Source organism: Streptomyces sp. NPDC051214 (assembly GCF_040682375.1).
Lineage (GTDB): Bacteria > Actinomycetota > Actinomycetes > Streptomycetales > Streptomycetaceae > Streptomyces.
Genome location: NZ_JBFBAT010000014.1, coordinates 154,225 through 175,201, shown reverse-complemented (window position 1 = coordinate 175,201; position 20,977 = coordinate 154,225). Strand labels below are relative to the sequence as shown.

At 69.2% G+C, this 20,977-nt stretch carries 22 protein-coding genes; 14 read left to right on the top strand and 8 right to left on the bottom strand.

Annotation, left to right across the window (positions count from 1 at the left end; genetic code table 11):
- Positions 1-59: 59 nt before the first annotated feature.
- Entirely contained in the window at positions 60-902 is an 843-nt protein-coding gene (locus AB0M70_RS32540) for a maleylpyruvate isomerase family mycothiol-dependent enzyme (RefSeq protein ID WP_365825672.1), read from the bottom strand.
- 134 nt (positions 903-1,036) lie between these two features.
- Between AB0M70_RS32540 and AB0M70_RS32535 the strand changes: the two genes are divergently transcribed.
- On the top strand, positions 1,037-1,633 hold the full coding sequence (locus AB0M70_RS32535) for a hypothetical protein (protein ID WP_365825670.1): 597 nt from the start codon (positions 1,037-1,039) through the stop codon (positions 1,631-1,633).
- Between the two features lie 65 nt (positions 1,634-1,698).
- Here AB0M70_RS32535 and AB0M70_RS32530 read toward each other — a convergent pair whose 3' ends face one another.
- On the bottom strand, positions 1,699-2,343 hold the full coding sequence (locus AB0M70_RS32530) for a hypothetical protein (RefSeq protein ID WP_365825668.1): 645 nt from the start codon (positions 2,341-2,343) through the stop codon (positions 1,699-1,701).
- 637 nt (positions 2,344-2,980) lie between these two features.
- Here AB0M70_RS32530 and AB0M70_RS32525 point away from each other — a divergent pair.
- Positions 2,981-3,109 (top strand): hypothetical protein, encoded by a 129-nt coding sequence (locus AB0M70_RS32525; RefSeq protein ID WP_365825666.1) that lies wholly within the window; start codon positions 2,981-2,983, stop codon positions 3,107-3,109.
- A gap of 35 nt (positions 3,110-3,144) precedes the next feature.
- Here the strand turns inward: AB0M70_RS32525 and AB0M70_RS32520 are convergent, their stop codons facing one another.
- The gene (locus tag AB0M70_RS32520) at positions 3,145-4,395 is read right to left on the bottom strand and encodes a sigma-70 family RNA polymerase sigma factor (RefSeq protein ID WP_365825664.1); all 1,251 of its coding nucleotides are present in this window, start codon (positions 4,393-4,395) and stop codon (positions 3,145-3,147) included.
- Entirely contained in the window at positions 4,392-5,093 is a 702-nt protein-coding gene (locus AB0M70_RS32515) for a YciI family protein (RefSeq protein WP_365825662.1), read from the bottom strand. Before AB0M70_RS32515 ends, AB0M70_RS32520 begins: the two co-directional genes overlap by 4 nt.
- Before the next feature lie 162 nt (positions 5,094-5,255).
- On the opposite strand from AB0M70_RS32515, the gene pip reads away from it, so the two are divergent.
- Positions 5,256-6,218 carry a prolyl aminopeptidase gene (gene pip, locus AB0M70_RS32510; RefSeq protein WP_365825660.1) on the top strand — a complete coding sequence of 321 codons (963 nt, stop codon included), beginning with the start codon at positions 5,256-5,258 and terminating at the stop codon, positions 6,216-6,218.
- A gap of 96 nt (positions 6,219-6,314) precedes the next feature.
- Here the strand turns inward: pip and AB0M70_RS32505 are convergent, their stop codons facing one another.
- The gene (locus AB0M70_RS32505; protein WP_365825658.1) at positions 6,315-7,259 is read right to left on the bottom strand and encodes a threonine/serine dehydratase; all 945 of its coding nucleotides are present in this window, start codon (positions 7,257-7,259) and stop codon (positions 6,315-6,317) included.
- 307 nt (positions 7,260-7,566) lie between these two features.
- Between AB0M70_RS32505 and AB0M70_RS32500 the strand changes: the two genes are divergently transcribed.
- The 3 genes from AB0M70_RS32500 (at position 7,567) to AB0M70_RS32490 (ending at position 10,217) form a co-directional block, all read left to right on the top strand.
- Positions 7,567-7,845, top strand: a complete 279-nt coding sequence (locus AB0M70_RS32500) for a polyprenyl synthetase (protein WP_365825656.1) — start codon at positions 7,567-7,569, stop codon at positions 7,843-7,845.
- Positions 7,835-8,890 carry a polyprenyl synthetase family protein gene (locus AB0M70_RS32495; RefSeq protein WP_365825654.1) on the top strand — a complete coding sequence of 352 codons (1,056 nt, stop codon included), beginning with the start codon at positions 7,835-7,837 and terminating at the stop codon, positions 8,888-8,890. Before AB0M70_RS32500 ends, AB0M70_RS32495 begins: the two co-directional genes overlap by 11 nt.
- Positions 8,891-9,056: 166 nt before the next feature.
- A complete protein-coding gene (locus AB0M70_RS32490) occupies positions 9,057-10,217 on the top strand; it encodes an oxygenase MpaB family protein (RefSeq protein ID WP_365825652.1) in 1,161 nt (386 codons plus the stop codon).
- Here AB0M70_RS32490 and AB0M70_RS32485 read toward each other — a convergent pair.
- A complete protein-coding gene (locus AB0M70_RS32485) occupies positions 10,141-11,580 on the bottom strand; it encodes a sigma-70 family RNA polymerase sigma factor (RefSeq protein WP_365825650.1) in 1,440 nt (479 codons plus the stop codon). The genes AB0M70_RS32490 and AB0M70_RS32485 overlap by 77 nt on opposite strands.
- A 126-nt stretch (positions 11,581-11,706) precedes the next feature.
- Here AB0M70_RS32485 and AB0M70_RS32480 point away from each other — a divergent pair, with 126 nt between their 5' ends.
- Positions 11,707-12,120 (top strand): VOC family protein, encoded by a 414-nt coding sequence (locus AB0M70_RS32480; protein WP_365825648.1) that lies wholly within the window; start codon positions 11,707-11,709, stop codon positions 12,118-12,120.
- Between the two features lie 24 nt (positions 12,121-12,144).
- Here AB0M70_RS32480 and AB0M70_RS32475 read toward each other — a convergent pair whose 3' ends face one another.
- Entirely contained in the window at positions 12,145-13,053 is a 909-nt protein-coding gene (locus tag AB0M70_RS32475) for an SDR family NAD(P)-dependent oxidoreductase (RefSeq protein ID WP_365825645.1), read from the bottom strand.
- A gap of 69 nt (positions 13,054-13,122) precedes the next feature.
- On the opposite strand from AB0M70_RS32475, the gene AB0M70_RS32470 reads away from it, so the two are divergent.
- Entirely contained in the window at positions 13,123-13,785 is a 663-nt protein-coding gene (locus AB0M70_RS32470) for a TetR family transcriptional regulator (protein ID WP_365825643.1), read from the top strand.
- Positions 13,786-13,821: 36 nt separating this feature from the next.
- Here AB0M70_RS32470 and AB0M70_RS32465 read toward each other — a convergent pair whose 3' ends face one another.
- Positions 13,822-14,844: an amino acid ABC transporter permease gene (locus AB0M70_RS32465; RefSeq protein WP_365825641.1), complete on the bottom strand. Its 1,023-nt coding sequence runs from the start codon at positions 14,842-14,844 to the stop codon at positions 13,822-13,824.
- Positions 14,845-15,442: 598 nt separating this feature from the next.
- Between AB0M70_RS32465 and AB0M70_RS32460 the strand changes: the two genes are divergently transcribed.
- From AB0M70_RS32460 to AB0M70_RS32435, 6 genes are read left to right on the top strand one after another with little or no spacing between them, the layout of a single operon-like run.
- Positions 15,443-16,579, top strand: a complete 1,137-nt coding sequence (locus AB0M70_RS32460; protein ID WP_365825639.1) for an LLM class flavin-dependent oxidoreductase — start codon at positions 15,443-15,445, stop codon at positions 16,577-16,579.
- On the top strand, positions 16,576-17,109 hold the full coding sequence (locus AB0M70_RS32455; protein WP_365825637.1) for a GNAT family N-acetyltransferase: 534 nt from the start codon (positions 16,576-16,578) through the stop codon (positions 17,107-17,109). Before AB0M70_RS32460 ends, AB0M70_RS32455 begins: the two co-directional genes overlap by 4 nt.
- Complete coding sequence (locus tag AB0M70_RS32450; RefSeq protein WP_365825635.1) at positions 17,106-18,068, top strand: ABC transporter substrate-binding protein; 963 nt, start codon at positions 17,106-17,108, stop codon at positions 18,066-18,068. Before AB0M70_RS32455 ends, AB0M70_RS32450 begins: the two co-directional genes overlap by 4 nt.
- Before the next feature lie 13 nt (positions 18,069-18,081).
- The gene (locus tag AB0M70_RS32445) at positions 18,082-19,113 is read left to right on the top strand and encodes an amino acid ABC transporter permease (RefSeq protein WP_365825633.1); all 1,032 of its coding nucleotides are present in this window, start codon (positions 18,082-18,084) and stop codon (positions 19,111-19,113) included.
- The gene (locus tag AB0M70_RS32440) at positions 19,110-19,874 is read left to right on the top strand and encodes an amino acid ABC transporter ATP-binding protein (protein WP_365825631.1); all 765 of its coding nucleotides are present in this window, start codon (positions 19,110-19,112) and stop codon (positions 19,872-19,874) included. Before AB0M70_RS32445 ends, AB0M70_RS32440 begins: the two co-directional genes overlap by 4 nt.
- Before the next feature lie 52 nt (positions 19,875-19,926).
- The gene (locus AB0M70_RS32435) at positions 19,927-20,913 is read left to right on the top strand and encodes an ABC transporter substrate-binding protein (protein WP_365825629.1); all 987 of its coding nucleotides are present in this window, start codon (positions 19,927-19,929) and stop codon (positions 20,911-20,913) included.
- Positions 20,914-20,977 lie beyond the last annotated feature (64 nt).

Below are 20,977 nucleotides of genomic sequence, written 5' to 3'. Positions count from 1 at the left end.
GCAGCCCGTTGCGACGCCCACGCGGCTATTTTTTCGAGAGCGTCCGGCGGTCTGCGCCGTCAGTGGACGATGGACACGATGTGGCACACGGCTTCGGCAAGCCGACGATCTCCCTGCACTTGAGCCCGGGACAGGGCACCGGCAGGATCGATGTCGCGCGTGCACAAGCGCCAGAGGATCTCTGCGTCCAGGACCACGAGCGCGGTTGGCCGCCCGCTCGGCGCTTCTGCCAACGACCAGCGATCCGCTGCGGCAGTGACGGTCCAGCTGCCGCCGGCAGGGCCCTCGGCGATCACCCGGACCTGTGCGCCTACCGGTGCTGACGTACTGCGGAGTGTGTGGGGCAGGGCCCGCATGAACGTATCGAGGACCAGGCCCAGGGCACACGGCTCCGGATCGGTGGCCTGGCCGACGGCGTGGCGGATCTGCTGCCGGTGCGTCCAGTGCTCGGTGAACTCCCGGGCGATGTCCAGCCACGCCGGACCGGGCGCGACACCGGCCCACGACACGCCCAGGGCGGCCGCGTCGAGGTCCGCTGCGGCGAATCGTCGAGCGAGCCGGGTGCCTGCTTCTGCCAGGGCATCGATGAGCGCGGCCGGGCTGTCGTCGGCGTGCGACTCGACCCATTCCTGATTCGTGCGGTGGATGAACGCTTCGAGCGTCTCGCCGTCGGCGAAGCCGTTGCGGTAGTCGTGGCCCAGGCGGCTGTAGTAGCCGCCGAGGAGGTGGGCGGCGACGTCATGGACCGTCCAACGCCCGGCTGCCGTTCTGCCCCAGTCGGAGGGTGTCAGACCGCGCAGGGTGCCGAGCAGCGACCGGTGCTCCGGACCGAACAGCGCACGCGCGTCGATCGGGCTACCCAGCCAGGAGATGCCGGACACGCCGTTGGACTCGGGACTCATGGTCACAGCCTGTCAGGCAGGAGGCGTGGCCTGCCATCGAATACTCCCGCCTCGGCGCTGCGGGTGCGTCGCGCTGCTGGTGCCCGCCTTATCGCCTGTGACAACAAGGCTGGTGCCAGGCGAAAATTGCGGGCATGGATGATGCGTTCACACTTCTTCGACAGGCTACGGACCTGCTGCCCGAGGACGCCGTGGCTGAAAACGGCGTGACCGTTGGGGATGTCCGCGAGTATGTAGCGCAACAGGAATGGGAGATGGTGCTCGACCTTCTCATCGAGGTCGCGGATGTCCATCCCCTGCCCCCATCCTTCTGGGAGCTCCTCGCTGAGGCCGCTCAACAGATGATGCTCGACCGCAGCCACCGCTGGTGCCAGTGGCGGGGCTGGGAAGCCCAGCACGGAACCGTCCGCGCGACGCTGACCCTGCTGGGAACAGATGAGGGCGGCCGCCGGAGTGCCTTCTCAGGAGACGGTCGGCTCCGACCTCTGTGGGACATCGGTCAACACACCTCCGATGGAGAGAGTGATCTGCGCATTGCCTCGATATGGGTGGAGTTCGCGCAGGAACTCGGCCCTGGGGAGAGCGCCGATGTCCGGCTGGCTCCTCTGAGCCCCGAGCCGTGGAGAAATCTGCGGCCTGGCCACGTGATCACCATGCACGAGGGGCGACCTGTCGTCGGCACGGCCACGGTCATCGAGGTCCTGCCACCTCGCGGCAGTTCAAGGCCCTGATTGAGGCCGGTAGGGCTTGGCGTCGCTCAACGTTCCCGTGTTCCTGCCCGTGTTCCTGGCGTCGGCTACTGCAGGTCCGCAATCCAGAGGTGTCCCGGGTGCACACGGGCGAGTAGCTGGGCCAAGGTCTCGCGTTGGGCAGAGGTCATGTGCGGGACGGTCGCCTCGAAGTCTGTCTGATCCTTCGGGCGGGCGTGTTTGGCCTTGAACAGCAGGACCAGTTCGGGTGCCAGATACGGGATACCGTCCTGGGTGCGGTGGATGATGTCGCTGTAGGGAAACCGGATCCTCGCGTCGCGTCGGTAGAGCCAGGTGTCGCCGTCGTGCGGTTCGCGGAACACATCGAGCAGGTAGTTGCCGGTGGCCGGATCGCGAAGCCATGTCTGGTGTATGGCGGCCAGCGCCTCTGGTGGGGCGTTCTCCCAGATGCGGCCGCTGCCTACCGCGTCGAAGACGTAACCGGGGAAGCGGTCGCGGATTTCTGGGAAACTCGCGGCCGGAATACCGATCTCGATGTCTCCATGAGCGCGCGTCTGCCTGCCGCGGAAAAGCTCCAGCGCCCAGCCCGCGGCCACGTACCAAGGTGTGCTGATCCCGGACAGCCGCTGCGCGACCTCACTCGGGGTCCAGCACGATGACCACCTGGCGTGCAGGGCTTCGATCTCGTGGGGTGACCGCTCGATGCCACCGCTGGGTAGCTGCTCGCTCACAGCCGGAATCTATCAGCGGAGTCGAGGGCCTCATACGAGAGTCCTGCGGACCCGGATCCTCACCCAGTCGTAAATGTCCCATTCACGCTGTGGCGAGAACCGCCTGGATGAAGGCAGCTGGCGGCACGTAGCTGTGTGCCTCGACGTAGTGAGCGATCAGTTCAGGGGCGGCGTAGGCGACGTCTCCACCCAGCACCCATATCTCGGCGCTTCCCCGCGGGTGACTGATGCGACTGCCGAATACGCGCGAAGCACAGAACGGGCAGGAATGGAAGCCGCGAGTCTGCTGAGCTCGGTGCGTGCTACTCATGCGGCTCAGCATCGCAGCCAGCGCGGAGGGAGGGTCGCCCTGCTCGTAAGGTCGGCCCCGTCCAAGCCAGCCCACGTTGACGAGCGGGACGCCTTGCCAAAGACCGGTCGCATTTCTTGCCCAGTTGTCCCTGTCATACACGTATGGCGTCAAGTCTGCGTAGTACGTCACTCGCAGTGTCTACCAGGTGGCCGCGACCCGGGAGATACCGGGCTGTCCTGCCGAATGGTTCACGGAACTCCGGCCAGAGCCGCTTCCGGAGTACCCGCACACGCCGTACTACCGAACCTACGAGATCGCGGTCGATGCCTCCTGGAGGCCGCAGCCATGGCCGGCCGTCCGGTGCAGCTGCTTTCCCTCCTGACCTTGAGCGAGAGCCTGGCCGAATCCGAGGAGTGCGCACGGCTGCCCGAGGTGCGCGCCCAACCCCGCTCGGTCCGGGCGGCCAACGCCTGAATCAGCGCGGCCGGGCCCACGCCACGAGGCGACCATTACGGTCCGGCAGTACGTGTGGTGAGGTCGGACCCCAACTCGGCCGCACGCTGAGCATATTCGCGGGCGATGGCCCCGTTCGGTGCGAGTGCCTTCGCCATCTGGTACGTCTCCGCTGCCTCCTGGGTGCGACCGAGGCGGCGCAGCGCGTCCGCGCGGACGGCGGGCAGGGCGTGGTGCCCGGCCAGCTGCTTGGGCGTGCCGAGCGCGTCGACGGCCTCCAACTGCGCCTGCGGGCCGTCGCGCATCCCCAGGGCGACCGCCCGGTTGAGCGCCACCACGGGGTTCGTCCGCAGGGCGAGGAGGCGGTCGTACAACGCCACGATCGTTGCCCAGTCGGTCGCGTCGGCGCAGGGAGCGAGCGCGTGCTGCGCGGCGATGGCCGCCTGAAGCGCGTAGGGGCCGCCCGCCACCAGTGCTTCGCGGGCGAGAGTCACGCCCTCGGCGATGAGCGTCTGGTCCCATCGCGTCCGGTCCTGGTGTTCCAGGGTGACCAGCCCGCCGTTCGCGTCGAGCCGGGCGTCGCGCCTGGAATGCTGGAGCAACAGCAGGGCGAGCAGCCCTCGCGCCTCCAATTCGTCCGGTGCCTCGGTGGCGACGAGCAGGGCGAGCCGGATGGCCTCCTCGGCGAGGGGGTCGCGGACCGTGCTGCCGTCGCTGGGTGCGTATCCCTCGGTGAACACGAGGTAGATGACGGCCAGGACCCCCTCCAGCCGTTCGGTGCGGGCCCCGGGCGGCGGCACCCGGTAGGGGATTCCTGCCGCCGCGATCTTGCGTTTCGCCCGCAGGATCCGCTGTGACACGGTGTCCTCGCCGATCAGGAAGGCGCGGGCGATCTCGCGCGTGGTGAGTCCGCCGACGGCGCGCAGGGTGAGCGCGACCCGGGATTCGAGGGGGAGCGCCGGGTGGCAGCAGGTGAAGACGAGCCGCAGCCTCTCGTCCCCGGGCGGCCGCGGTTCACGGACCGCTTCGAGCGCGGCGATCTCGGCAAGCTTGTCGCGCTCGGTCGTCCTGCGGCGCAGCACGTCGAGGGCGCGATGCCGCGCGGCGGTCACCAGCCATGCCCCCGGCTTGCGCGGTATGCCGTCGCGCTCCCAGGCCGGCAGGGCACGGGTGAACGCCTCTTGCGCGCAGTCCTCGGCCAGCTCCCAGTCACCGGACAGGCGCACGATCATCCCGAAGACAACACCCCACTCGGCGCGGTACGCCTCGGCGAGCGCCGCCCGCACCTCTGCCGGCCCGGCCTTCACGCGAAGTCCGTCCAGAACTCGCGCAGTTCGGCGATACCGGAGCGTGCCATCGGACAGCGGGAGAGGTAGTCGATCGCTTCCTCCCCTTCACCGTCGATGAACACGATCCCGGACACCCACTCCGGAACGTCCGTGTACGGGCCGTCGCTGATCAGCAGCTTTCCTCCGCGGCGGCGTACGAGGGTGGCGTCCTGGACGGGGCGCAGGTGCTCGCCGCCGAGGTAGCGGCCGGAGGCGAGGCCCTCGCGGACCCAGTCGGCCACCGCGGCGGGGTCCGGGGTGAAGAGCGGCGCACTCGGGTCGCTTCGGAGCAGCCCGAGGAAGCGCGCGGCGGGCGCGTCGCCCTCGTGCGGGACGTTCCCGGTGCCCGGCCCGAGATCCAGCGGTTCGACCGGGCGGATCTCGATGCGTCCGCTGGTTGCCATCGGGTGGGAGGCGGCGACCTCGATGGCCTCGTCGAGGTCGGCGGCCTCGATGAGGTCGTACCCGGCGATCCACTCGGTCGTCTCGGCGAACGGGCCATCGGTGACCAGGACTTGGTCTTCGCGGACGCGGACCGTCCTGGTCTCGGCGACCGATCGAAGGGGCATCCCCTCGACACGGACGCCGCGGTCGTTCCACTTCTCGACCCACGCCTCCGGGTTCTCGTCGGTCGGCTCTCCCGCGGGGTCGGCGGCGACGAACAACACGTACTTCATAGCGTTCTCCTTCCGAACGTTCCAAGAGAACGACGAAGCACCTCAGCCGAATCCGACAGTGCGGCGAAGATTCGTCGACGATAACTTCGTTCCGGCCCCGAGTAGGCATGCTGTCTCCTGCAAGCGTGTGCGAAGGGGAGGTGTGCTGTGCGGAGGCCGGAAATGGACGAGCTGTTCCCGCCGATCGAGCCATACGACGAGGGGATGCTCGACGTCGGCGACGGTCACTTCGTGTACTGGGAGGTCTGTGGCAATCCGGACGGCAAGCCGGCAGTCGTCGTCCATGGAGGCCCGGGGTCAGGATGCGGCGTCGGTGCGCGCCGGTACTTCGATCCGGAGAGGTATCGCGTCGTCCTCTTCGACCAGCGCGGTTGTGGGCGCAGCCGCCCGCACGCGAGCGACCCGCTCACCGACATGGAGCACAACACCACCCAGCACCTGATCGCCGACATGGAGCAGCTGCGCGAGCACCTGGGGATCGGCCGCTGGTTGCTGTATGGCGGCTCGTGGGGCTCCACGCTGATCCTGGCCTACGCCGAGACGCACCCGGAACGGGTGTCGGAGATCGTCATCTCCGCGGTCACCACCACCCGGCGCTCCGAGATCGACTGGCTCTACCGCGGTGCCGGCCGGTTCTTCCCCGAGCAGTGGGAACGCTTCCTGGCGGGCGCCCCCGGCACACCGCGAGACGGCGACATCGTCGCGGCCTACGCGCGCCTGGTGGAACACCCGGAGGCTTCGGTGCGGGAGAAGGCCACGGCCGACTGGTGCGCCTGGGAAGACGCGGTCCTGTCCGGAGAGACCAACGGTGCCTCCCACCCATACGGTGACCGTCCGCCCTCCGCACAGCTGGCCCTGGTGCGTATCTGTGCGCACTACTTCTCCCACGGTGCATGGCTGGAAGAAGGCCAACTGCTGCGCGACGCCGACCGTTTGGCCGACATCCCCGGTGTCCTGATCCACGGCCGACTGGACGTGGCCGGTCCGCTCGTCACTGCCTGGGAGCTCGCCCGCGCATGGCCCGCCGCCGAACTGATCGTCTTCGACGACGCGGGCCATCTGGGCAGCGACGCTTCACGCGCTCATGTACTGAGGGCTCTCGACCGTTTCGTCCACACGCGATAGGTCAGAAGCAGCGCGTCGGACTTCGCCGCCACTATCCGGGTGCGACGGACCTCTGACCGGTGGAGCGGCTCTGCTGGGGCATGCCCGCGACCCTAGCTAGCCCGGGTACGAGACCACGTCGTCCACCGACGCGTTGCCGCCGCAGATGACCAGGCCGAGCCGCGTCTCGTCGCCGGTCTTGGCGAGGATGCGGCGGGCGGCCGGGAGGAGGCAACCGGCCGCGGGCTCCGCCCATACCTTGGCGTGTTCGGCCAGCTCCCGCACACCGGCAAAGGCCTCGGCCTCGGGCACGACCAGGACCTCGTCGACCAGGTCGCGCACCATGGTGTAGGTCAGCGGTGACACGGTGGGCGCACCAAGGGTGGTGATGCGTGAGTCCACGTCCACCTGTACCGGCCCGCCGTGGGCCAGCGCCTGCGACATCGCGTCGGCGCCGGTGGTCTCCACACCCCACACCCGCACACCCGGTCGCAGCGCCCGCAGTGCCGCCGCCACACCGGCGATCAGTCCGCCACCGCCGATGGAGACCAGCACATCCGTCAGCTCACCGGCATCCGCCGCGAGTTCGAGCCCCACCGTGCCTTGTCCCGCGATCACGACGGGGTCGGCGAACGGATGCAGGAGCGTGAGCCCCTCGGTCTCCAGTTGTTCCATGAGAGCGAACGCCTCGGCCATGGTGGGGGTCAACCGGACGTCGGCGCCCGCGGCACGGGCGCTCGCCACGGAGCGGGCGGGTGCGGCCTGTGGCATGACCACCGTGGCTCGCACGCCCAGGGCGGCCGACATCTCCGCCACGGCGACACCGTGATTGCCGCCGGAGACCGCCACCACGCCGGCCGCGCGCTGCTCGTCGGTCAGCGTGAGCAGCTTCGAGACGGCGCCCCGTGCCTTGAACGAGCCGCTGCGCTGCAGCAGTTCGAGCTTGACCGTGACCGGCACACCGAGCAGCGCGGCCAGCCCAGGACTGGGCAGGGTGGGAGTACGCACCACGTGGCCAGTGATCCTGGCCGCTGCGGCCTCCAGCTCCTCGACACCGATCATGGCGCTCCCTCTGACTGTGTTGTGTCGTACGCCGTCTTCGTCTGCACGATACGTCGGCATGCTCCGGAACTGTTGTGCAGATCTATTTCTTGATCAACCAGAAATCCTGAGGAAGATCCACCTCGGCGGTAACCAGCGAGGCTCTGTCCGACGCGTGATCCGTGTCGTCGCGCGTGATCCGTACTGCCGAGCGATGTGATCACTCGATCGTGAGTTCCTCCGTGCTTCGGCCGGGCATCGCGGGATGCTCCCACAGGCGGTGCGTGACCGGCGCCGTCCGGATGTCCACTGGGGTGGGGGGCTTGGTATGACGCAGTCAGCGGAGCGGCGCGGAGGCCTGGAGGGTCAGGCCGTCTTACTGGTGGCCGGGCTGGCCGATCTGGCGGTGAGCACGCTGGGTTCGGCGGTGGGGACGGTGCGGGGGATGTTGCGGCGCTCCGACGCCGCCGAGCTGGCGACGGAGGCCGAGCACGAACTTCTCGCGCGCGGGCGCCTGGTGCTCGACCGGTACGCGACCGTGCCTCCGGCTCACCTCGAAGTGCTGGCCCGGCAGGCGCTGGCGCGACGGGCCGCCGATGGGGTCTGAGGCGTGGGAGCCGGACGCGTTCAAGGCTCGCGTCGACGAGACACTGCGCCGGTTCGTCGCCGAGGAGGCGGACCAACTTGTGGCCGTCGACCCGCTCCTGGGCCCGGTGGCAGGGCAGCTGGAGGCAGCGGTCGCGGACGGCAAACGGCTCCGGGCGGCCTTCTGCTACTGGGGCTGGCGCGCGGTGGGACAGCCGGACAACGACGCCTTGGTGCGAGCGGCAGCCTCCATGGAACTCGTGCACGCCGCGGCCGTCGTGCACGACGACCTCATCGACGACAGCCCGCTGCGGCACGGCCGGCCCACCGCGCACGTGGCCCTGCGCGGCGCCGTGCGCCGTCGCCCGCGCGCGGTCGCCGCGGCGAGGTCGTTGGCGATGCTGGTGGGAGACCTGCTGATGTCGCTGGCCGGACACCTCTTCACCACCAGCGGGCTGCCCGCCGCGTATCTGTCCCGGGCTCGCCCGGTGTGGTCGGTGATGGCCCGCGAGCTGATCGCGGGGGAGTGTCTGGAGATCCTGCGCACCGGATCCGGACCGGACATCACGGCGTCGCTGAAAGTGATCCGCTACAAGACCGCCAAGTACACCGTCGAGCAGCCCCTGCTCATCGGCGGGGCCCTGGCCGGCGCCGGACCCCGCCTGCGCGAGGGCTACGGAGCGTACGGGCTGCCGCTGGGCGAGGCGTTCCAGCTCCGGGACGACCTGCTCGGTCTCTTCGGGAACCCGGACCTGACCGGCAAGGCCAACGCCGACGACGTGCGTGGCCAGCGGCCGACAGCCCTGCTGGCGGAGACCTGGCGCCTGGCCGGCGACGACGAGCGGGAGCGGCTGCGTGCCCTCCTCGGCAAGCGCGACCTGGGCGCGGAGGGCCTGCACGAGGTGCGCGAGGTGATGGACAGGCTCGGGGCGCCCGCCCGCATCGAAGCCATGATCAGCGCGCGGGTCGAGGAAGCGCTCGATGCCCTGCACGCCCTGGATGTGCCGACGCATGCCGCAACCGCCCTGACCGGGTTGGCGCGTTCGGCGGCCCTCCGCCTGTCCTGACCTCGCACGGGGGCGGGTGAACCCGCGCCGTCCTCGCCCGCCGGCGCCGACGGTGGCCTCGCAGCAGACACATAGAGACGCAGCATCCACATCAGGCGCGTAAGACGCATTCGACGCAGTAAGTGCAGCAGACGACGCAGCAAGTGCAGCAGACAAGGACCCCGCCATGATCTACACCGAGGCATCGATGGACTCCCTGCGCCAGGCGGGGGACGAACTCGCCGACGCCACCGTCGCCGAACTCTTCGAACGCGGGCAGGTCGGCACGTTCAACACCCTGATGCGTTACGTCTCCACCGCCGGCTCACCTCTGCCGGACGGGCTTCCGGAGGTCGCTCGCGAGTACCTCGAAGCCACCCGGACCCCGCCGGCCTGGGTGGACTGGGGAGAGATGGAGAAGGCGCGACTGTTCTTCATCGACAACAACGTGCACATCTCCACCGCGCTGTCCTTCGCCTCCATGCCCGCCTGCTACGTCGTCCCGCACGTGGCGAAGCTCCTGTCGACCACCCACGGACTGAAGTACCCGTCCAAACGGATGGCGGAGACCGGGCAGTTCACCGTCTACCTGATGCAACCCGACGCGTTCGAGAGCGGCAGCCGCTTCATTCCCGCGGCCCAGAAAGTCCGCCTGCTGCACGCCTCCATCCGCCACCACCTCAAGCGCGAGAACCGGTGGGAGACCGGCGAGCTCGGGACGCCGATCTGTCAGGAGGACATGATCGGCGGGCAGATGTTCTTCTCGATGCTCGTGCTGGACAGCCTGCACCGCTTGGGCATCCACATGTCGACGGAGGGCGCGGAAGCGTACTACTACGCCTGGCGCGTGGTCGGAGCCATGCTCGGCGTCGACCAGGACGCCGTCCCTAAGACCCTCGACGACGCCCGCCACTTCCTCGACCTGTACATGGTCCGGCACATGGGGCCCTCCGAAGAGGGGGCGCATCTGACCCGGCAACTCATCGACCTCTACGAGGAAGTGGTGCCCGGCACCGTGCTCGACCCGATCGTCTCCGCTCTCATCCGCTTCCTCGTCGGAGACACCTGCGCCGACTGGCTGGCGGTTCCCCGCACTCCGTGGGACACCGTCGTCAAGACCGTGCCCCACCTCCTGGGCGTACTCGAGACGATCGAGGACCGCTCCCCGCTCGGCGCCTGGGCTCTGGACCGCCTCGGCCATCTGACCAGCGTCCTCGAACTGTCCTCCCTCACCCGTGGACGCGTCATGCACTACGCCATCCCCGAGCAGCTCAAGAAGGATTTCGGCGTCTCGAACACGGTCCCCCGCACCCACCGGTGGACCCCGCCGGCCGCCACGATCCGCTGACTTCTGGGTGGTTCCCGGGCCGCGACCAGCGACCCCTCACCCCGTCTGTGCGGCTCGGTTGGGTGAAGCGCAGCATGGTGCCGGAAGGGTCGAGGAAGGCGCAGTCGCGGGCCCCGTCGGGCCGGTCGATCGGCTCTTGCATCACTTCGATGCCCGCGGCTGCGACACGTTCGAAGGTCGCGTCGCAGTCGGTGGTCACAAAGACCAGACGGTTCAGGAGGCCCTTGGCCATCAGATCCGCGTACGACGTGCGGTCGGCCGGCGAGAGGTCCGGGTCCTTGGCGGGTGTTTCGAGGATGATCCGCACGAGGGGCTGTGCAGGGGAGTGGATGCTGACTCGTCCCACGCCCGCAGGGGCGACCTCAGTGCTCACTTCGTAGCCCAGCACGTCGCGGTAGAAGTGGAGCGCCTCGTCGATGTCGTGGACGGCCAGAGTGCAGGAGGAGAGCTCGAGATCTGTGTCGGTCATCGCCGCTCCCTTGCCCCCTGCGGAGTCTCTCGTGGAGTTGCTTGCGGAGAGGAAGACGACGTCGAGGTCGTGGAGCCGGTCGGGGTCGGTGTCGACGGCGATGCGGGTGATCTTCTCGTCGTGGACGGTGAACGTGAAGAGGGCCTTCGGCTGTCCGCGGTGGGACCACACGGCCGCGGGGGTGCCGTCGACCAGGGCGAGCCGGGCCGCCTGCGCGCGTCCGGCGAAGAAGGCCGCCACCTCGTGGGCGCCGCGCATCTCTATGGCCACGGCGTCCGGATCGAGCACGTCCAGCAGGGCGGCAAAGTCTCCGCTGCGGGCCGCGGCCAGAAAGGCCTCGACGATTTCCCGCTTGCGGGATCGTGCGGCATCGGACGCGTCACCGGCTCCGCGCACCCGCTGACGGGCCCGGCTGGCAAGTTGCCGGGCCGCCGCCGGTGAACGGTCGAGGATGGCGCCGATCTCGGCGAACGACACGGCGAAGACGTCGTGCAGGACGAACGCGAGCCGCTCGGCCGGCGTCAGCGTGTCCAGCACGACCATCAGCGCTGTGCCGACCGAGTCGGCCAGCAGTGTCTGGTCCTCGGGACTGGCCTGGCCGTTCGGTTGTGCGTCGGTGTGTGGTGCGGCCGGCTCGGGCGGCAGCGTCCCGGTTGCGTCCTCACGCCGGACCCTGGCCGCCTCGAGCATGTTCAGGCACACCCGGGCGACGATGGTCGTCAGCCAGCCGGCCGGGTTCTCCACCTGTCCGGTGTCGGCGCGACTGACCCGTAGCCAGGCCTCCTGCACCGCGTCCTCGGCGTCGCTGGGGGAGCCGAGCATCCGGTGGGCCACCGCGTGCAGGCGGCTCTTGTGCTCGGCGAACTGTGTGCTGAGCCAGTCCTGTTCGGCCATCTGTCACATTCCTTCGTCCGGTCCTGTCATACGTACTGACCGGCGAGACTCCGCAGATGTGACATCCGCGCCGGTCCCGATGCGGATGTCCTGCACCTATGTGACCGACACCCAGGGAGACATGGCATGAAAGCGCACGTCAGCTCGATCCTTCTCGGCGTCCAGGACATGGACCGGGCCAAGCAGTTCTACACGGAGGGGCTCGGTTGGAAGATCGAAAATGATTACGGCGTCTCGGTGTTCTTCGCGTCGGACGGAGCCTCGCCCGTCGGCTTCTACGCACGCGAGGGGCTGGCCGAGCAGGTGGGCACGGTCGCTGAAGGCAGCGGTTTCAGCGGGCTGGTCATGACCTACGTCGTGCGCAGCGAGGCGCGCGTCGACGCGATCATGGAGGAGGCACACAAGGCCGGTGCCACGGTCCTCAAGCCGGCCGGCGCCCTGCCATGGGGCGGGTACGGCGGGACGTTCGCCGACCCGGACGGCTACATCTGGAGTCTGGGCTACAGCGCCCGGGGCACCGACCAGCCCTACGCGGAGTAGCCGCGAACCGCCGGGAGCGGGACTTCACGGCAGCTCCACCGGGTAGGGCTCGCCGAAGTCGGCCGAGCGGGTGACCTTCTCCCACGCGGTGGCCTCGGTCGTCTGGCGTCGGGAGTGGTCAAGGGCCATGGTTGCCGCGTTGACTCCCAGCGGGAGGTGACTGGGGACCTCGGTGCGGTGGACCGTACGGACGATGATCTCGGCGGCGCGCTGCGGGTCCCCGGCCGCGCCGGCCGTGTCCTGGCGTACGCGCCGGTTCATCTCGCCGACGGTTGCGTCGTAGGCGTCGGGGATGTCGTGCACCGTCATCGACGAGCCCGCCCAGTCGGTGGCGAAGCCGCTGGGTTCGACGACCATCACCCGCACACCGAACGGCGCCGTCTCGGTCGCCAGGACGCGGCTGAAGCCGTCGACCGCGAACTTGGCCGCCTGGTACGAGGCGATGCCGGGCGAACCGCCGACGCGGCCGCCGATCGAGGAGAACTGCACGACGGTGCCGAATCCCTGTCGGCGCAGGGTGGGCAGGGCGGCCTTGGTGACGTTGTAGACGCCCCAGAAGTTCGTCTCGAACTGGGCGCGGAAGTCGCCGTCGTCCGCTGTCTCGATGGGCGACACGTTCGCGTATCCGGCGTTGTTCACGAGGACGTCGATTCGCCCGAAGTGGGCCACGGCCGCCTCGAGTGTGTCGCGTGCCGCCTGGGGATCGGTGACGTCCAGGGCGAGGGGGAGGATGCGGTCGCCGTGGGCGGCGAAGGCCTCGGTGAGGACCTCGGGGCGGCGCGCGGTGGCCACGACGAGATCGCCCGCTTCCAGGGCGGCGGTGGTCAAAGCGCGGCCAAGGCCGCGGGATGACCCGGTGATGAACCAGACCTGCTGCTGCGTGGCGCCGCGTCGCGCGGCCGGGCTCATGTCGGTGCTCGCGTTGTCCTTCATGCAGTTAGTGAAACACTGTTGCGCTAATAACGCAACGCCGTAGCGTTACGACCTTTCTATGATGGCGGCATGACTGATCAGGCCGCCTTCCAGCGGGCCCGCAGCGCTCAGGCCAAGCAGGCGCGCGAGACCGCGATCCTCGACGCGGCACGTGACCTCGCGGGCCGGCGCGGTATCCGCGAGGTCACGCTCACCGACATCGCCGCGGAAGTCGGCATGCACAAGTCGGCGCTGCTGCGCTACTTCGAGACGCGCGAGCAGATCTTCCTCGACCTCACCGCGGAGGGCTGGCGGGAGTGGTCCGCCGCCCTGTGCGCGGACCTGGCCCAGCACGAACAGGCCGCACCGGCGGTGGTCGCCGACGCCTTCGCCGCCACCCTGTCCGCGCGCCCCATGTTCTGCGACCTGCTGGCGCAGGCGCCCCTGAACCTGGAGCGCAACGTGTCGACCGAGGCCGTGCGCGCCTTCAAGCTCGTCACGCTGGAGGAGGTCGCACGGATCGGCGGCGAGCTGCACCGGCTCCTGGACCTGACCGAAGCACAGGCCGTGGACACGCTGGCCACCGCGACCAGCATGGCCGGGGCCCTGTGGCAGATGGCCACCCCCGGCCCGCTCCTGCGACAGCTCTACACGAGCGACCCCCGGCTCGGCCATGCCCTCGTCGAGGTGGAACCCCGATTGCGCCGCGTCCTCACGGCCCTGCTCATCGGCTTGCGCGCGGGAACACCCTGACGGTGAGCGGGAGTGGGGCCGTGGAGGGGATGCTGCTCACCGGTCACCGCCGATCGCGGGGCGGGCGTCGGCGGCCGTCGCCGAGCTCAGCCGGATGCGTACGGCGGAGAGGCGACCGCGCAGCCGCTGCAGTGGAGTGGGCGGCAGCGCGCGGGAGTCGCCGCGCGCGTAGTGCCGCTCGACGTAGTACTGGCCGGTGCTGAGCACACTGGTGACCGCGATGTACCAGAGGGTGGCGACCATCAGAAGGGGAATGACACGGTAGGTCTGGTTGTAGATCAGCTGCACCGAGTACAGCAGGTCGTGCACGGCCAGCACGCTGACGATGCTGGTGCCCTTGAGGGTGCCGATGAGCATGTTCCCGGCGGTCGGGACGATGGAGCGCATCGCTTGGGGGATGACGACGCGGCGCAGGGTGCGGCGTTTGCTCAGGCCGAGCGCCTGGGCGGCCTCGTTCTGGCCGCTGTCGACGGAGAGGATGCCGCCGCGCACCACCTCGGCGGCGTAGGCGGTCTCGTGCAGGGTCAGGCCGATGACGGCGGTGAGGGTGGGGCCGAGCAGGTTGACCGTCTTGACCGTGAAGAACTCCGGGCCGAAGGGGATGCCGAGGCCGAGTGTCGGGTAGAGAGCGCCGATGTTGAACCAGAACAGCAGCTGCACCAGCAGCGGTGTGGAGCGGAAGATCCACACGTAGCCCCAACTCAGCGTGCGCAGAACCGGGTTGGCGGAGAGCCGCATCACCGCAAGGACGGTGCCGAACACGAAACCGAGCACCATCACCGCGCCGGTCAGCCACAGCGTAAGGAGCAGCCCGTCGAGCACGGCGGCCGTGGTGAAGTACCGGCCCACCACGCCCCATTGGAAGGCGTCGTTGCGGACGACGGAATTGAGCACCATCGCGAAGACGAGCAGCGCGGCGGCAGCGGTCGCCCAGCGGCCGATGTGCCGACGCGGCACGATCCGCGGCAGCTCGGGGCCGGAGGCGTCCGCCCGCGGTGGGGACTTCGTGGCAGGGGGTGGTGTGACGTGGGAAGGCGTGACGTGGGAAGACGTGACCATCGGGAGGCTCTCCGGGGGAGGGATTCGCGGGCGTGGGTGACCACCCGGCGGCACACGTAGGGCAGCGCAACGGCACAGGCGCTACGCGGATACGGTGCGGCCGGGGTTCGGCGTCGTCACATTCGCCGCGTCCCTCAACGCGGCCGGAGAGGCTGCCGCGCAGGGCGGAGCCGATCCGTCACCGATCGTATGTGCCCGCAGTGCGGATGTGTCAACAACGCGTGGGAGAGGCAGGCCGAGGCGATGCCCGGCATCCGGGCGCTGCTTGACGAACAGCACGATGTACTGCTCAATTAACCGCATGACTGCCCAGCAGCGCTTGGTCTCACGCCACCACATCGACTTCGGTCGCGTGTGGTCCGCCGCGTGTTGCGCCTGACTCGGCAGCGGGCAGCCTGACCGGCCCTTCCCTCCCTCGGTGACCCCGTCGCGGGCCGAGTTCTGTCTTCGCGCACGCTGCCGAAGCACCGCCTCCTTCGACGCCCGGCGTCGTCACACCCCTACCGAACCCGTCTTCTGACGGTTCATCACCCACGTTTGTACGCCCGGCAGTTCAGTCATGCCCGCGTGCCTTGGCGTCTTCAGAAAGGCCATGCCCATGCCCGTGGAATTCCTCGGCATCGCCGCCACCAACGACGGCTCCGAAACCACGCCCCGCTCCGGCGCCGCTTTCGACAAGGAGTACACGCTCCGGCTCGCCCGAGCACACGAGGACCACGGCTGGGACCGCGTGCTGTTCGCCTACGGCTCGGGATCATCGGACCCCGCACCGGCCGCCGCGTACATCGCGAGCCGGCTTGACCGCCTGCAGATCCTGCTCGCCCACCGGCCCAACGTCTCCTACCCCACCTTCGCCGCCAAGACCTTCGCCACCCTCGACCAGATCAGCGAGGGCCGGCTGACCGTGCACTTCATCACCGGCGGAAACGACCACGAACAGGGCCGCGAGGGAGACACCCTCACCAAGGACGAGCGCTACGCCCGCACCCGCGAGTACATCCGGATCGTCAAGAAGATCTGGACCACCCACGCATCCTTCGACCACGAGGGCGAGCACTACCGCTTCCACGACTTCGTGAGCGACGTCTTCCCCGTCCAACAGCCCCGCCCCGGCGTCTCGTTCGGCGGTTCGTCGCCTGCCGCGTACGCCGCCGGAGGCGCCGAAGCCGACATCTACTGCCTGTGGGGCGAGCCGCTGGCGAAGACGGCCGAGCAGATCGAGACGGTCAAGGCCGCCGCCCAGGCCTCGGGCCGCACCGACGTCCCCCGCATCCAGGTCGCCTTTCGCCCCATCATCGCCCCGACCGAGGAACTGGCCTGGGAGAAGGCACACCGCACGGTCGGCGCGATCAAGTCCCGCAAGGAGCGCGGCGAGGCGATCACCAAGCGCCACAACGGCCACGCACAACCGCAGAACACCGGCTCGCAGCGGCTGCTCGCCATCGCCGAGGCAGGCGAGCGCTACGACCGCGCCCTGTGGACCCCGACCGCCGCCGCGACCGGCGGCGCGGGCAACTCCAACGCCCTGGTCGGCACCCCGGAGACGGTCGCCCAGGCCCTGCTCGACTACTACGACCTCGGCGTCGACATCCTCTCTGCCCGCGGCTACGACTTGCTGGACGACGCCATCGACTTCGGCCGGTACGTGATCCCCATCGTCCGCGACGAGGTCGCCAAGCGCGACGCCGAGCGCGCGGCGCGCGGCACGCACAACCTCGCGGCGGTGGGCGAGTGACTTCCCTGGCCCAGCCACCGTCGTCAGCCGAGCTGACGGTCATTCATGTGCCGGTCACCGACGCGCGCGTGCAACCCCTGCTGCGCGAACTCGCCCACGAGTACTCCACGCGCTACGGCAAGGAAGCGCACGTCGAGATCTCCCGTTACCCCAACGAGGAGTTCACCCCGCCCTACGGCGGCCTTCTCCTCCTGCTGATGGAGCGCGGTGTTCCCGTCGCGGGCGGAGCCTTCCGCCGTTACGACGCGACCAGCGCCGAACTGAAGCGGATCTGGACGCACTCCGCCCACCGCCGCCGCGGCCTCGCCCGCCGCGTGGTCGCCGAGCTGGAGCGCGAGGCAAGCGCCCGCGGCTACCGCCGCATTTATCTGACCACCGGGCCACGCCAGCCCGAGGCCCGCGGCCTCTACCTGGCCACCGGGTACACCCCGCTCTTCGACACCGAGGCCGACCCGGAATCCATCGGGCCGCTGCCGTTCGAGAAGCACCTCGCCGTCCGGGCACGCACGGGAAAGGCCCCCGACCAGTGAACCTCCGCACCCTCCACACCCGTCTGCGCAGTGCCGCAGTCCTTGCCCTGCTTCCCCTGCTGGCGCTGACCGCCTGCGGCTCCGGTGACCCCGACGGCACGGCGGCGGTGGGCGCTCAGGGCTCTCCCGCGCCGACCGACGACCCGATCGCCGCCCTGCGCAAGGTCGACTCCGTCGCCGCCCTGCTGCCCGCCGATGTACGCAAGGCAGGCACGCTCCGCATCGGCAGTTCGATCGGCTTCCCGCCCGGGGCGTACTACCCCAACGGCGCGGACAAGGCCCCCGAGGGCCAGGACATCGACCTCGCCCATGCGGTGGCCAAGGTCCTCGGTGTCAGGCTGGAGCGTCAGGACGCCTCCTTCGAGACGATCCTGCCCGCCCTCGGCAGCGGTAAGTACGACGTGGGCACAGGCAACTTCGGCGTCACCACCGAACGCCTCAAGACCATCGACTTCGTCACCTACATCAACGACGGCCAGGGCTTCGCCGTGAAGAAGGGCAACACAGCGCTCGGCGACAAGGTCACCGACCTCACGCAGCTGTGCGGGCTGACCATCGGTACCGGCGCCGGCACCACCTTCGAGGCAACGCTCACCGCGCAGAAGAGCGCGTGCGCCAAGGCGGGCAAGAAGCCCTACGACGTGAAGGTCTACTCGGAGAACGCGGCGACGCTCACCGCGCTTCAGCAGGGCCGGATCGACGTGATCATGTCGACCATCAACGGTCTGCGCTACCAGGCGGCACAGTCCGCCTCCCAGACCGCCTTCCTCGGCGAGTTCCACCGCCTCGACGTCGGCTTCGCCTTCAAGAAGGGCTCCCCGCTCACCAAGGCGTTCCAGGCCGCCGTCAACGAGCTGATCAAGGACGGCACCTACGCCCGGATCCTCAAGAAATGGGGCACCTCCCCCTCCGCGATCGAGACATCGCGGATCAACCCGCCCGAGCCCCTCAAGAGCTGAGCAGGACATCACGATGGCCTCCACCACCGACACCGCGCCGCCCGGCGCGGCCACCCCGGGCACCGGCCCCCAAGCCCCACCCGCCCCCGACGACCCGGCCCTCCTCACGATCGTCCCCGCACGCCACTACGCCCGATGGGTGGCGGCGCTCGCCGTGATCGTGCTGGTCGCCCAGTTCGCGCACGGTCTGACCACCAACCCGGTCTGGGAGTGGAGCGTCTTCGGCGACTACATCCTGTCCGAGACGATCGTCCAGGCGGTGTGGGTGACACTCCAGCTCACCGCCTACGCGACCGTCCTCGGCTTCCTCCTCGGCACCGTTCTGGCCTTCATGCGGCTGTCGCGCAGCCCGGTGCTCCAGACCGTCGCCTGGACCTACATCTGGATCTTCCGATCGATCCCGATGATCGTCCAGCTCGTGTTCTGGTTCAATCTGAGCGCGCTGTACGCGGAGTTGGGGATCGGCATCCCCTTCGGCCCGGTGTTCTGGTCGGTCGACAGCAACAGCCTGATCGGCACCATCGGCGCCGCGATCATCGGACTGACGCTGCATCAGGCCGCGTACGCCGCCGAGATCGTCCGCGGCGGCGTCATCTCGGTCGACCACGGGCAGTTGGAGGCGGCAGCGGCGCTGGGCATCCCGCGGCTGCGGCAGATCCGCCGCATCGTGCTGCCGCAGGCCATGCGCGCCATCCTGCCCACGGCCGGCAACGAGATCATCGGCCTGCTGAAGGGCACGTCGGTGGTCTACGTGATGTCCATCGGCGAGCTCTTCTACCAGGTGCAGGTGATCTACGGCCGCAACGGCCGCGTGATCCCGCTGCTGCTGGTCGCCACCGCCTGGTACGTCGTCCTCACCTCCCTGCTGTCGGTCGCTCAGTACTACGTGGAGCGCCGCTATGCCCGGGGCGCCAACCGCACCCCGCCCGCCACCCCGTTTCAGCGCGCCCGGCGCTTCGTGCGCACCCTGCGCGCGGCGGCGGCCCAGCGCAACCAGCCCGTCGTACCCCTGAAAACCCCTGGATCCCTGGGAGAGCGCGGATGAGTCAGGTGATGGTGGACGTCCACGGCGTCCACAAGAGTTTCGGCCCGCTGGAGGTGCTGCGCGGTGTCGACCTCCAGGTGCGCGCCGGCGAGGTCACCGTGATCCTCGGCCCGTCCGGCTCCGGGAAGTCCACGCTGCTGCGCACCATCAATCACCTGGAGAAGGTGAGCCGCGGCTGGATCAACATCGACGGCGAGCTCATCGGCTACCGCCGCTCGGGCAACAAGCTGCACGAGCTGAAGGAGAAGGACGTTCTGAAGCAGCGCACCCACATCGGGTTCGTCTTCCAGAACTTCAACCTCTTCCCCCACCTGACCGTGCTGGAGAACCTGATCGAGGCCCCCGTCTCCGCGCTGCGCCGCCCGCGCAGGGAGGCGGAGGAGGCCGCCCGCCGGCTCCTGGACCGGGTCGGCCTCGCCGACAAGACCGACGCCTACCCACGCCAGCTGTCCGGCGGCCAGCAGCAGCGCGTCGCCATCGCCCGTGCGCTCGCCCTCGAACCGAAGGTGCTGCTTTTCGACGAGCCCACCTCGGCGCTTGACCCGGAACTGGTCGGTGAAGTCCTCGACGTCATCAAGGACCTGGCCCAGACCGGCACCACCATGATCGTCGTGACTCATGAGATCGGCTTTGCCCGCGAGGTCGCCGACTCCGTGGTGTTCATGGACGCCGGCGTCGTCGTGGAGCAGGGGCCTCCCGCGGCCGTCCTGGACGGCCCGCAACAGGAACGCACCCGGGCCTTCCTCTCCAAAGTCCTCTGACCAGACGTTCTCTGACTGCCCCTCACCCGCCGCACACGCAAGGAGAACGACCGTGTTCACCACCCTCGCCCGCCGCCGCGCCACCGCAGCCGCGCTCGCACTCGCCTCCGCCCTCGTCCTGGCCGCCTGCGGCAACCCCTCCGACGGCGGCACCACCGAGGTCGCGGACACGTCCGGCGCCAAGACGAGAATCAACATCAGCGCCGACCAGAAGCGCATCACCACCGGCAAGGTCGGCTCCATAGCCGCCGACGTCCCGAAGAGGACGCGCGACAGAGGCACGCTGGAGATCGTCCATTCCTCCACATCCGCGGCGCCACTGAACTTCTACGCCACGGACAACAAGACCATCATCGGCGTGGAGACCGACATCGCACGCCTGGTCGCGGACGTCCTCGGCCTCAAGCCGCACATCAGCACGGTCTCCTGGGAGAACGTCTTCGTCGGCCTCGACAGCGCCAAGTACGACGTCGGCTTGAGCAACATCACCGTCACCGAGGAGCGCAAGGAGAAGTACGACTTCGCCACCTACCGCGAGGACGACCTGGGCTTCGCAGCGAAGAAGGGCAGCGGCCTGAAGGTCACCGGCCCCAAGGACGTGGCGGGCAGGACGGTCGCCGTCAGCAGCGGCACCAACCAGGAGAAGCTGCTGGTCGAGTGGAGCAAGGAGAACGAGAAGGCCGGCCGCAAGCCGGTCGACATCAAGTACTACCAGAACGAGAGCGACACCTACCTCGCCCTCCAGTCCGGCCGCATCGACCTCTACCTCGGCCCCAACCCGACCGCCGCCTACCACGCGGCCACCACCGACAAGACCGAGGTCGTCGGCACCTACTCCGGCGCCGGCGCCACCCTCCAGGGCCTCATCGCGGCCACCACCAAGAAGGACAGCGGCCTGGTCAAGCCGCTCGCCGGCGCCCTCAACCACATCATCGACAACGGGACGTACGCGAAGGTGCTCAAGCGCTGGGGTCTGTCCGACGAGGCCGTGACCACGTCGAAGACCAACCCGCCCGGCCTGCCCAAGACCAACAAGTAGCCGCTCCAGAGCATGTGGGCGGGCCGGTGTGCTCGTCACGGACTTCCAGGAAGGCACCCCACTC